Source organism: Kushneria marisflavi (assembly GCF_002157205.1).
Classification (GTDB): domain Bacteria; phylum Pseudomonadota; class Gammaproteobacteria; order Pseudomonadales; family Halomonadaceae; genus Kushneria; species Kushneria marisflavi.
Genome location: NZ_CP021358.1, coordinates 2832626 through 2843761, shown reverse-complemented (window position 1 = coordinate 2843761; position 11136 = coordinate 2832626). Strand labels below are relative to the sequence as shown.

Below are 11136 nucleotides of genomic sequence, written 5' to 3'. Positions count from 1 at the left end.
TGCCGGCCCAGGAGCTTGAGTTACATGTCTTGTCGCACGCGTTTACGACCGCTGAGCCTTCTCGTTGTCACCCTCCCACTGTGGATGGCCGCCCTGCCGGCCAGGGCCATGAGCCTTGAGACTCTGGCAGACCACCTGGCCGCTCAGGGCGACGTGTCCGGGCGTTTCGAGCAGACCCGCTATCTGGCCGATCTGGACACCCGGATCGATGGCCACGGTCGCTATCGCTTCGAACAGGGCGACCACGTGATCTGGTCACTGGAGTCGCCGGTAGAAGAGACCATGGAGCTTTCAAAATCAGGCATTGAGCGTAACGGCGAGCACATCAACGATGATCCGGCCGGCGTGGCGACGCTGATCATGCAGCTGCTCAACGGCCAGTTCTCGGCGCTGGCAGAACGCTTTGACATCACGCTTGAAGGCGATCAGGCGGACTGGCATGCCACGCTGGTGCCACGCCAGCAAGGGCTGGCGAACTATCTCCATACCATCGACATGCATGGCGATGCGCGCCTTGAACAGATCGGCATGGCCATGGCCGATGGCGATCGCCTCGATATTCATCTGCTGCCGCCGAACGAAAGCCCCGGCGCCTCTGACGCCGCTTCGCAACAGGTGTCTTCGCCATAATGCGCTCGCTGCGACTGCCGGCACTTCTATGGGGGCTGGTGCTGACGATCTGTCTGATCTTCAGCGCCTGGCAGCTGCTGCGCGGGGCAAGTCTTGATACCCGCATCACGGCACTGCTGCCCGAGACCCACCAGTCTCCCGGGGTTGATCGCGCCAACGATCAGCTCAGCGCGCCCTTTACGCACCGGTTTGTGCTGCTGCTCGATGCCGAGCAACCCGGAGAGGCGGCGGCCGAACTGGCCAGCGATCTGGAGGCGGCAGGCGTTGTCAGCGAACTGCGCTATCGCCCGGGCGACTATCAGCTCGACAGCCTGCTCGAAGTACTGGGGCCATCGCGCTATCGGCTGCTCAGTGATGATCTGCGCGCGACCATCGACAGCGGTGACACCGATGACCTGCGTCGTCAGTCGCTGTCCTCACTGGTCATGCCCACCGGAATCGACCAGCACCCGGTGCGCGACCCCTTCGGACTGCTCAACCGCTGGCTCGACAGCCAGCTCTCCACCCGCTTCGATACGCAGGGCGATCTGGTCACGCTCAAGGTCGATGGCCGAAACCTGGTTGTCATGACCGCAACACTTTCGGGTAATGCCTGGGATACGGGGCTGCAGGATCGTTTGACCGATGCCATCGCAAGCTTTCAAAAGACGCACCCAGAAGCGCATCTTTGGCGCTCCGGCATGGTCTTTCACGCCGCCGACGGCGCCCATCAGGCCAGAAGCGAGATCAGTACCATCGGGCTGGGCTCACTGATCGGGGTACTGCTCATTTTGCTGGTGGTGTTTCGCTCACCGGTCACGATCGCCACCCTGCTGCTGCCACTGGCAACCGGCGGTGTGTTTGCACTGGCAATCACCCTGTGGTGGTTTCAGGGCATTCATCTGTTGACCATCGCCTTTGGCAGCAGCCTGATCGGCGTGGCCATCGACTACGCCCTGCATCTTCAGTGCGCCCGAGTGCTGGCCGGCCGGACATTTCGGCTGCGCACCATGCTGCCGGGGCTGGCGCTTGGTCTTGTGACCAGCGTCATGGCCTATGTGGTCCAAGCTTTCACCCCCATGCCTGGGCTTCGTCAGATGGCAGTGTTTGCCGGCTGCGGCCTGATCGGCGCCTGGCTGACCGTGGTGCTGTGGCTGCCCATGACGCGCGTGCGCACCACTCCAGGTACGCAAACACTGGCCGGGCGGCTCTGGCAGGTGCTCGAGCGTCTTCGTGGTCGGCTCGGCCCGCGCCTGGCACTGGTACTGGCCGTGATCGCCGTTGTCATTGCCGGCGTGCGCCTGCAAAGCGATGACAGCCTGCGTCTGCTCAACACCTCTTCACAGCAGCTGCTCGGCGATGAAGCGCTGATTCAGCGCGAGCTAGGACGCGATACCGGCACCGTCTATCTCCTGATCACGGCTCACGACAGTGAGGGCTTTCTCGGTCGGGTGGAGTCGCTTGACCCGATGCTGGACAGGCTGGTGAAGGATGGCCACCTGAGCAGTCATACCAGCCTGGCCGATCACGTTCCTTCAGGAGCACGTCAAAGCGCCAATCTTGAACGCACCCGCACGCTTTACCAGCAGCAGCTTGATCGCGTATACGCCTCGGCAGGTCTGCCGCCGGCACTGTACGAACGCGCCATGGCCATGCTGGAAACATCACCACCGCTGACGCTGGATCACTGGCTGGCCAGCCCCCTGGGCGAGAGTGATCAGCGCCTGTGGCTGGGCGATATCGGCAAGGGACAGGTCGCCGGCATGATCACGCTGAACGGCCGACTCGACAGTGCCGGACGCCAGCAACTGGAGAGCCTGGCGCGTAGCGATGAACATATCGAGCTGGTCGACCGGGTCGAGCAGATCAGCAACGTGCTGGGCAAGCTGCGCCGCCAGATCGCGCAGTGGGTGGCCGGCGCGCTTGTGGTGCTGACCCTGATGCTGGCCCTGCGCTATCGTTGGCGCACCTGGCGCGTCATTGCACCAGCCGGCGGCGCCATTTTGACCGTGCTGACGCTCTATGCCCTGCTGGGCGTGCCGCTTAATCTGTTTCATCAGCTGGCGCTGTTGCTGGTGCTGGGAATCGGGCTGGACGCTGGCATCTTCATGCAGGAACATCCCAGAGCGCACCACGCCTGGCTTGCGATCACGCTGTCGATCATCTCGAGTCTTCTGGCCTTTGGCCTGCTGGCCTTCAGCGCCACGCCGGTACTTCATCATATCGGCATGACCACCCTGATCGGCCTTGCCAGCGTCTGGCTGCTCACGGCGCTGGTGCAGCATCGCCTGCCTGGGGATCAGACAACGACTTCCGACCATGAACACGACCACGGATAACGCCATGACCACTTCTGTGCCCACCCCTGCCGAGACCGAAATGCCTCTGCATGACACCGATGTGGCCATCATCGGTGCCGGGCCTGCCGGTGCCGTGGCGGCCGCCATGCTGGCCAGGGCCGGCCATCGCATCATCGTGATCGAGGCGACGCACTTCCCGCGCTTTTCCATCGGCGAGAGCCTTTTGCCGCAGTGTCTGATGGACCTTGAAATGGCAGGACTGGCCGAAGTGGTCTCGGGTGCCGGCTATCAGATGAAAAATGGTGCCCGCTTTGTCCGCGGCGATGAGCGGGTCAACATCAACTTCCAGGACAAGTCGAGCGAAGGGACGGGGCAGGCCTGGCAGGTCGAGCGTGCCGACTTCGATCAGCGCCTGATCGAGGCCGCCTGTGAGCGCGGCGCCGAGGTGCGTTTTGGTCAGCGGGTCATGGCCTTTGATCGCCACCCCGAGATCCCGACACTGACCATTCGTGATGAGCAGGACCACTGCTGGCAGCTCAGGGCCCGCTTCGTGCTCGATGCCAGCGGTCTGGCCCAGGTGCTGGGGCGGCTGGAAAACACGCTGGAAGAAACCCATCTGACGCCGCGCCAGGCCCTGTTCACCCATCTATCGCTGACGCCCGAGGCCTGTCGCGAACACGGGTTTGACCGCACCAAGATTCAGATCGGGCTGCATCCACAGGCCAATGTCTGGTACTGGGTGATTCCCTTTGCCAACGGCCGGGCCTCGGCCGGCTTTGTCGGCGCGCCTGATGAGCTTTCACGACTGGCGCCCCCGGATGCCGACGCGCCACAGCGCTTTCAGGCGTGCCTTGAGGCCTTTGGCGAGCTTGATGACTGGCTCGACCCCGCCACGCCTCATCGCGAAGTGGCAGCACTTGGCGGGTACAGCCGCAATGTCACCACGCTCACCGGGCCGGGCTACGCCATCCTGGGCAACGCCGGAGAATTTCTCGATCCCATTTTTTCCTCCGGTGTCACTATCGCCGTGCGCTCGGCCTGTCTGGCCGTACCGCTGGTCAGAGCACAGCTCGAGGGCCAGGTTGTGGACTGGCAGAAAGATTTCGAGCACCCGCTGCGTCACGGCATCGATACCTTCCGCGCCTTTGTGGATGCCTGGTACGATGGCCGACTGCCGGCCATCATCTTCCATCCCGAGCCACCGGCCTACCTGCGGCGCATGATCAGCGCCGTGCTGGCAGGCTATGCCTGGGATGACAACAACCCCTTCGTCAGCCAGCCGCGTCGCCATCTCAACACGCTGGCCCAACTGTGTGGACACGCCGCATGACAGCCCTTTTTATGTCCCGACGACTCTGGCCCGCCGCGCTTTTGCTGATGCTGACCCTGCTTGCCGGCTGTGGCGTGCCGGCCATGGCACCCCAGTCGGCGCCCGGCTGGCAGGGCGAAACACAAACGCTCAAGCGCAAGCTGACCATTACTCCCTTTGATGCCTCACGCCCCGAGCAGACACTGCTGTCGGTCATTCGTCTCTCTGATCAGGGGATGCGCGTGGTGATTGCCACGCCCACCGGTCAGCGGCTGTTCACGCTGGTACGCGACGATCAGGGCGCGCGCTACACCCAGTCGATCATGGATGAGCCGCCCTTTCCGGCCAAATGGTTTGCCCAGCGTCTGGAATGGAGCCTGCGCCCCGAAGCCGATCTGCAGGCGGTCTTCAAGGGCAGTACATGGCGGGTACAGGATCAGCGTTTCGAACATGGCCGAGTGCGCGAGATTCTGGACGGCGACACGCTCATGGCTCGCATCGATACCATTGATCACCCCACCGACCAGGCCCATGACGTCCTGACCGATTTCCAGATTGGTTATCGCATGGTCATCACGCCCTTCGGCAACACTCAAAACGCGGGAAAGACGCCATGACGCGTAAGGATTGCCGACTCTCCTCGCCGGCCGTGATCTGCAGCCTCGGCGGAGACCACGACACCATCATGAAGGCGCTGGCCACAGGGCAGCGCGGGCTGACCAACAGCGAGCGCTACACGCCAGGGCGCGTACTGGCGCTGGGCGATATCACGACGGCGCTGGTCTCGTCCAAGGGCTGGCCGGTCGAGCATACCAGCCGCAATAACCGCCTCATTGCCACGGCACTGGCGGCGCTGAGTCCACAGCTGGATGAGGCGCTCAAACACCACGCCCCGGATCGCATTGCGGTGGTCATGGGCACCAGCACCTCGGGCATCTCCGAAACCGAGGCGGCCATCGCCCGTACCGGGCCCGGCAACGACTTTGACGAACACTATCGCTATGCCCATCAGGAGCTGGGCGCGCCGGCCCATTTCATTCGCGCGCACCTCGGCCTCTCGGGGCCCGCCTGGACCATCTCCACGGCCTGCAGCTCTGGCGCCCGGGCACTGAGCGCGGCTCGACGCCTGCTGCTCTCAGGCCAGGCCGACGCCGTGATCGCCGGCGGCGCCGACACCCTGTGTCACCTGACCGTCCATGGCTTTGATGCGCTGGGCGCGATCAGCGATACACCTTGTCAGCCCTTCACGGCGGACCGATGTGGCATCAACATCGGCGAAGCGGCGGCGCTTTTCATCGTCACCCGCGAGCCCGGCGGCATTCAGCTGACCGGCTACGGGGAAAGCTCGGACGCCCATCACATTTCGGCGCCAGCCCCGGATGGACACGGCGCCATCGCCGCCATCCGTCAGGCGCTCGACATGGCCGGCCGCACTCCCGGTGATATCGACTACCTCAACCTGCACGGCACGGCGACCACACATAACGATGCGATGGAAGCGCTGGCCCTTCATGATGTGTTTGGCAGCCGCCAGCCGCCGGCCAGCTCGACCAAGGCATTGACCGGCCATACGCTGGGCGCGGCCGGTGCGCTTGAAGCCGCCTTTTGCTGGCTGGCGCTGGAACACGGCTTTCTGCCGCGCCATGTTCATGATCAGCCGCTCGACGCCTCGCTGATGCCCCTGTCGCTGGTAGATGCCGGGATCACCGGACAGCCGCGCGTGGCGCTTTCCAACGCCTTTGCCTTTGGCGGCAACAACGCCGCTCTGGTGCTGGAGCGTCACGATGCCTGAGTCCAGCCCGGAATCTGTCTGGCCACCCGTGGCCTCGCTGGTGCCGCATCAGGGGCCGATGTGTCTGCTCGACCACGTCATCAATGCTGATGAGCACCATATCGTGGCCGCCGTAACCCCCTCATCCGGGGATCTTTTTGCCGGCACCCGCGGCATTGCGGTACAGGTGGCACTGGAATGGATGGCCCAGGCCTCGGCGGCCTGGTCAACCCTGCAGCCTCGCGAGGGCGGCACACCCAGACAGGGCATGCTGCTGGGCGCTCGACGATTCGAGGCGAACACTGATTACCTGAGTTTTGACTGCCCGCTGGAAGTCAGAGTCAGCGTGGACACCGTCGCCGACAGTGGCCTGGGCACCTTTGAAGGAGTGCTCTACCGAAGTGGTGATACCCCCGAACACGACTGGCTGGCCAGGGCAACGTTGAGTGTTTTACAGACCCCGGATGACGCATGATCGCCGCACCGTCCATTCAACCCTTCATTGCCAACGAACATACCCTCCAACGCTATCGGAAGATGACATGTCACAGACCATCCTGATTACCGGCGCCAGTCGCGGCATCGGCAGGGCGGCCGCCCTGCGTCTGGCACGCGACGGTTTTGATATCGTCGTGCACTATCGCCACAGCGAGGCCGGCGCACGTGCCGTGGCCGATGAAATCACCGCCATGGGTCGCCAGGCACGCCTGCTGTCATTCGATGTCGGCGACCGCGAGCAGGCACGCGCCTGTCTTGAGGCTGATATCGCCGAGCACGGGGCCTATCATGGCGTGGTGCTCAACGCCGGCTTTCATCAGGATGCCCCCTTCCCGGGCATGTCTGATGAGCAGTGGGACAGCGTGCTCAACGTGGATCTGGGCGGGTTTTACAACGTACTCAGGCCGCTGGTGATGCCCATGATTCAGCGTCGAAAGCCCGGTCGCATCGTGGTGCTCTCCTCCGCCGCCGGCGTGATCGGCAATCGTGGGCAGGTCAACTATGGCGCGGCCAAGGGCGGCCTGATCGCCGCCAGCAAATCGCTGGCGCTTGAGCTGGCCAAAAGAAAGATTACGGTGAACTGTATTGCGCCGGGCTGGGTCAATACCGACATGACCGATAACATCGATGTGGACATCAAAAAAATCGTCCCGATGCAGCGCATGGGCGATGCCGAGGAAGTGGCCGGTGTCATCAGCTTTTTATGCTCGAAAGACAGCAGCTACGTGACCCGCCAGGTGATTGCCGTCAACGGCGGACTGTTCTGATCGCGCTTTTTCAGGCCAGCATCAGGCAGTGCGCTCGTTTTTGAGTGTTTCGTATCACGACAAGACAATAACGAGAGACGATACATGACGTTCAAGGCAGCGCTATATGGCTGGACGGCCACGACCCTTCGCACGCTGGACCATCATGGTGTCCGGCTGCGTTATCCTTACCGTGACCGCATCATGTTTGAAAACCACATTCTGCCGGCCATCGCAGGCGATGACAGCATTCGTCGCGTGCTGATGGTGGGCTGTGGCTGGTATACCCATCACTATCCGTCACTGCTGGGCGACACCGAGGTCACCACCATCGATCTGGACGCCGCCAAGCGCCCCTTTGGCGGAGACAGCCATATCGTGGGCAACCTGACCATGCTCGGCGATCATATCCCGGATGAGGGGCTCGACGCCGTGCTATGTAACGGCGTGCTGGGCTGGGGGTTGAATGAGCTGGCCGATGTGGAACAGGCCTTTACCGCCTGCATTGACTGTCTGCGTCCCGGCGGATTACTGCTGCTGGGCTGGAATGACCACCCCCCTTATAACCGGGTCAGCCCCGAGGATATTCCAGCGTTTGCGCAGCTTGAGCCCGTCAGGGTGCCGGGGCTCGATGCGCACCGGGTCGTGGCACTGCCGCGAAATCAGCACTGCTTTCAGGCCTTTCGTAAACCGTTTTCAGACTGAGGCCCGCATCGTGGCCTTTCGCAAACGTGTGTGAAAGGCTACATTGTGCACCCTGCCTTTTTGATACCTCCCGGAGGACGTTCGATGACCTTCCACCTGCCCTTTAAAGTCTCACTGGCTGCCGCCATGACGGGTGCCCTGATCATGCTGGCCACGGCAGGCCCTGCACAGGCACGCAACACCTTTCTGATGCAGCCGCTGTCCGAGGTCATGACGCAGCCCGAGGCGCAGGAAAAGCTCGACCCCTCGATCCGGCTCTATTTTGCCGACCAGCAGCATCCGGCCATTCAGACACGTCGTGGCGGCTTCTATAGTTCCAACAAGGTACGCGCAGCCCTACGTACCGATGACGAATCCTGTCGTCTGGCGGCGCTTCAGTCGCTGCTGGCCCTGCAGGAGCGTGCCCGTCAGGTCGGCGCCAATGCTATCGTCAATATCACCAGCTACTACGAACAGCGCGCCAATCCGGACAGTCAGCGCTATGAGTGCCGTGCCGGCAACGTCGTGACCGAAGTGGCCTTCAAGGGCGACATGGTCACAATGGGGCAGTAACGTCTCTTGTGAAGCCGATCAAAAAAGGGGCGCCCGGTCGGGCGCCCCTTTTTACTGGCGGTGGGGGTGTGATCAGCGCATCAAAAGAATCGCGCCCGGCATCGCCTCCAGCAACCTGTGGGTCGTACTGCCCATCAAAAAGCGCCGCAGCGAGCTGTGTCCATAGGCGCCCATCGCGACAAAATCGATCGCCTGCTCACGAGCGTAGGCCGGTAGCTTGCGCCCGGCATCCCCTTCCAGAGTGACAGGCTGGGCATCAATACCGGCCGCCTTCAACAGTTCAGCGCCACGCTCGGCCGGTGCCTTGTCAGCCGGTTCGCTGACATGCACCACATGCGTTTCGAGCCCTTCAAGCCAACCCCATTTGACCAGCCGCGAAAGCTGCTCAAGACCTCTTTCACTGCCATCGAAGGCCACCATGGCACGAGCCGGCACCTGAAACCGGGCCGGAGCGATCAGCATGGGCACATCGAGATGCTGCGCCAGATCTTCCAGATGCGCGCCCAGTGATGTGCTTTCATCTTCATGATCGTGCTGATGGCCACATCGCCCCAGTACCAGTAGATCCTCTTTTTGACACTGTTCACGCAGGGTCTCTGCCAGCACGCCATGGCGCTGCTGGGTCTGTGGCGTCAGGGTGTCATCGGTCAAACGCGCCTTGAGCGCCTCAAGCATCTGGCGTCCTTCGTCACGCGCCTGACGAATCATTCGCCCTTCTTCTTCGGTGCGCTCCTCCAGCATGCGCTCACGAGTCCCCAGCCCGATCTGGCCGGAATAATCCTCATGCGTGATGACTTTTTGCTCAAGAACATGCAAAAGACACAAGGGCGCCTCGATCCGGCGGGCCGCCCAGGCCGCATAGTCACCGATGGCGCTGTCAGAGCGTGCCTGATCATCGAAGCAGGCAATGATGGTTCTGCTCATGGGAATCTCCCGCAACACGTGTCGTTGTTCGAGTGTGGCTCATACCGGGCACACATGCCGTGGCCCGGAAACATGATGACGCTCAGTGACCGCCCGGCTCTATAATGCCATCGGTCTTGTCGTGTACCCCAAAGCGATCGACCATGGTCTGACTGGCTTCGTTGAGCCCGATCACCTCGACATCGATGCCCTCTCGACGAAACTTCATGACGATTCGATCCAGTACCTCGACCGCTGTAATGTCCCAGAAATGGGCGTGCGTCACGTTGATGCAGACCCGATCTACCCCCTCCTTGACGTCAAAGGCATCGGCAAAGCGAGTGGTCGAGGCGAAAAAAACCTGACCGCGCACGTGATAGTCACGCTGCTGCTTGCCTTCCTGCTCGGCAAGCACGCTATCAATCTGCAGGATTCGGCCAATCTTGTTGGCAAAGAAAAGCGCCGCCAGCAGCACGCCGACCAGTACGCCCATGGCCAGATTATGCGTAGCCACGGTCACCGCCACGGTAGCGAGCATGACGATGTTGGTGGTCAGCGGCTTTTTGGGCAGATCACGGATCGAGCCCCAGTCAAAGGTACCGATCGAGACCATGACCATCACGGCGACCAGCGCGGCCATCGGAATCTGTGCCACCCAGGGGCCCAGAAAGACCACCATGATCAAAAGCCCCACACCCGCCGTCATGGTCGAAAGCCTTGTCCGCCCGCCGGATTTCACGTTGATGACGGTCTGGCCGATCATGGCACAGCCGGCCATGCCGCCCAGAAAACCGGTCGCCACGTTGGCAATGCCCTGGCCTCGGCATTCACGATTCTTGTCACTGGGCGTATCGGTCAGATCATCGACGATGGTGGCGGTCATCATCGACTCCAGAAGCCCGACCATCGACAGGGTCAGGGCATAGGGGAAGATGATCATGAGCGTATCGAGATTGAGCGGAATATCAGGAATCAGGAAGACCGGCAGGCTATCCGGCAGACTGCCCATGTCCCCCACGGTGCGCACATCAAGCCCGAAGATCATGGCTACGGCCGTCATCAGCACAATACAGACCATCGGCGAAGGGACGACCTTGCCCACCTTCGGCACATACGGGAAGAGATAAATGATCGCCAGCCCGCCCAGCATGATGGCGTAGACCGTCAGCGTGGCATTGGCGCCGGTGATCTCCGGCAATTGCGCCATGAAGATCAGGATGGCGAGTGCGTTGACAAAGCCGACCACCACCGAGCGGGAGACAAAGCGCATCAGATTGGCCAGTTTCAGATAGCCCCACAGAATCTGCAAAAGCCCGGTCAGGATGGTCGCCGCCAGCAGATATTCAAGGCCGTGATCGCGTACCAGCGTCACCATCAAAAGCGCCATGGCACCGGTGGCTGCCGAAATCATCGCCGGCCGTCCGCCGGTAATCGAGATGACCACCGCCATCGAAAAGGACGCATATAGCCCGACCTGAGGATCGACGCCGGCAATGATGGAAAAGGCGATGGCCTCGGGGATCAGTGCCAGTGCGACAACCAGCCCTGACAACACGTCAGGACGTATATTGGACAACCAGTTTTGTTTTATTGAGCCTCTCATGCTCACACTTCCTTCCACGGTTAAAAATTCATGATGCCCCCATGGGGCAAGCGAGTGCTGCCGGCGCTCAAACGTCGCGCGCCGGGCGGAAAAACGGATGACCTGTCGTGCTACGATGGCTATCTACATACCATGAACAT

At 62.0% G+C, this 11136-nt stretch carries 11 protein-coding genes; 9 read left to right on the top strand and 2 right to left on the bottom strand.

Annotation, left to right across the window (positions count from 1 at the left end; genetic code table 11):
• Positions 1–24: 24 nt before the first annotated feature.
• The 9 genes from B9H00_RS12995 to B9H00_RS12955 all read left to right on the top strand — a co-directional run bounded on the left by B9H00_RS12995 (position 25) and on the right by B9H00_RS12955 (position 8490).
• Positions 25–630, top strand: a complete 606-nt coding sequence (locus tag B9H00_RS12995; RefSeq protein ID WP_086900999.1) for a LolA family protein — start codon at positions 25–27, stop codon at positions 628–630.
• Positions 630–2948 carry an MMPL family transporter gene (locus B9H00_RS12990; protein WP_086900998.1) on the top strand — a complete coding sequence of 773 codons (2319 nt, stop codon included), beginning with the start codon at positions 630–632 and terminating at the stop codon, positions 2946–2948. The genes B9H00_RS12995 and B9H00_RS12990 overlap by 1 nt, the downstream gene beginning before the upstream one ends.
• Positions 2929–4239: an NAD(P)/FAD-dependent oxidoreductase gene (locus B9H00_RS12985; protein ID WP_236944280.1), complete on the top strand. Its 1311-nt coding sequence runs from the start codon at positions 2929–2931 to the stop codon at positions 4237–4239. Before B9H00_RS12990 ends, B9H00_RS12985 begins: the two co-directional genes overlap by 20 nt.
• The gene (locus B9H00_RS12980; RefSeq protein WP_086900997.1) at positions 4236–4835 is read left to right on the top strand and encodes a DUF3261 domain-containing protein; all 600 of its coding nucleotides are present in this window, start codon (positions 4236–4238) and stop codon (positions 4833–4835) included. Before B9H00_RS12985 ends, B9H00_RS12980 begins: the two co-directional genes overlap by 4 nt.
• Positions 4832–6010, top strand: a complete 1179-nt coding sequence (locus tag B9H00_RS12975) for a beta-ketoacyl-ACP synthase (protein ID WP_086900996.1) — start codon at positions 4832–4834, stop codon at positions 6008–6010. The genes B9H00_RS12980 and B9H00_RS12975 overlap by 4 nt, the downstream gene beginning before the upstream one ends.
• A complete protein-coding gene (locus B9H00_RS12970) occupies positions 6003–6464 on the top strand; it encodes an ApeP family dehydratase (RefSeq protein WP_086900995.1) in 462 nt (153 codons plus the stop codon). Before B9H00_RS12975 ends, B9H00_RS12970 begins: the two co-directional genes overlap by 8 nt.
• Before the next feature lie 67 nt (positions 6465–6531).
• Positions 6532–7254, top strand: coding sequence for a 3-oxoacyl-ACP reductase FabG (gene fabG / locus B9H00_RS12965; RefSeq protein ID WP_086900994.1), 723 nt, complete (start codon positions 6532–6534; stop codon positions 7252–7254).
• An 84-nt stretch (positions 7255–7338) separates the two neighbouring features.
• Positions 7339–7938 carry a methyltransferase domain-containing protein gene (locus tag B9H00_RS12960; RefSeq protein ID WP_086900993.1) on the top strand — a complete coding sequence of 200 codons (600 nt, stop codon included), beginning with the start codon at positions 7339–7341 and terminating at the stop codon, positions 7936–7938.
• An 84-nt stretch (positions 7939–8022) separates the two neighbouring features.
• Positions 8023–8490 (top strand): hypothetical protein, encoded by a 468-nt coding sequence (locus tag B9H00_RS12955; RefSeq protein ID WP_086900992.1) that lies wholly within the window; start codon positions 8023–8025, stop codon positions 8488–8490.
• Between the two features lie 72 nt (positions 8491–8562).
• Here the strand turns inward: B9H00_RS12955 and B9H00_RS12950 are convergent, their stop codons facing one another.
• Both B9H00_RS12950 and B9H00_RS12945 read right to left on the bottom strand, forming a co-directional pair.
• Positions 8563–9414, bottom strand: coding sequence for a universal stress protein (locus B9H00_RS12950; protein WP_086900991.1), 852 nt, complete (start codon positions 9412–9414; stop codon positions 8563–8565).
• An 82-nt stretch (positions 9415–9496) separates the two neighbouring features.
• On the bottom strand, positions 9497–10996 hold the full coding sequence (locus B9H00_RS12945) for a SulP family inorganic anion transporter (protein ID WP_086900990.1): 1500 nt from the start codon (positions 10994–10996) through the stop codon (positions 9497–9499).
• Positions 10997–11136: the final 140 nt, after the last annotated feature.

Bases quoted from the DNA above. Each gene is read 5' to 3' on its own strand.
- B9H00_RS12995 (WP_086900999.1), top strand. From the start codon at position 25: ATGTCTTGTCGCACGCGTTTACGACCGCTGAGCCTTCTCGTTGTCACC.
- B9H00_RS12990 (WP_086900998.1), top strand. From the start codon at position 630: ATGCGCTCGCTGCGACTGCCGGCACTTCTATGGGGGCTGGTGCTGACG.
- B9H00_RS12985 (WP_236944280.1), top strand. From the start codon at position 2,929: ATGAACACGACCACGGATAACGCCATGACCACTTCTGTGCCCACCCCT.
- B9H00_RS12980 (WP_086900997.1), top strand. From the start codon at position 4,236: ATGACAGCCCTTTTTATGTCCCGACGACTCTGGCCCGCCGCGCTTTTG.
- B9H00_RS12975 (WP_086900996.1), top strand. From the start codon at position 4,832: ATGACGCGTAAGGATTGCCGACTCTCCTCGCCGGCCGTGATCTGCAGC.
- B9H00_RS12970 (WP_086900995.1), top strand. From the start codon at position 6,003: ATGCCTGAGTCCAGCCCGGAATCTGTCTGGCCACCCGTGGCCTCGCTG.
- fabG (WP_086900994.1), top strand. From the start codon at position 6,532: ATGTCACAGACCATCCTGATTACCGGCGCCAGTCGCGGCATCGGCAGG.
- B9H00_RS12960 (WP_086900993.1), top strand. From the start codon at position 7,339: ATGACGTTCAAGGCAGCGCTATATGGCTGGACGGCCACGACCCTTCGC.
- B9H00_RS12955 (WP_086900992.1), top strand. From the start codon at position 8,023: ATGACCTTCCACCTGCCCTTTAAAGTCTCACTGGCTGCCGCCATGACG.
- B9H00_RS12950 (WP_086900991.1), bottom strand. From the start codon at position 9,414: ATGAGCAGAACCATCATTGCCTGCTTCGATGATCAGGCACGCTCTGAC.
- B9H00_RS12945 (WP_086900990.1), bottom strand. From the start codon at position 10,996: ATGAGAGGCTCAATAAAACAAAACTGGTTGTCCAATATACGTCCTGAC.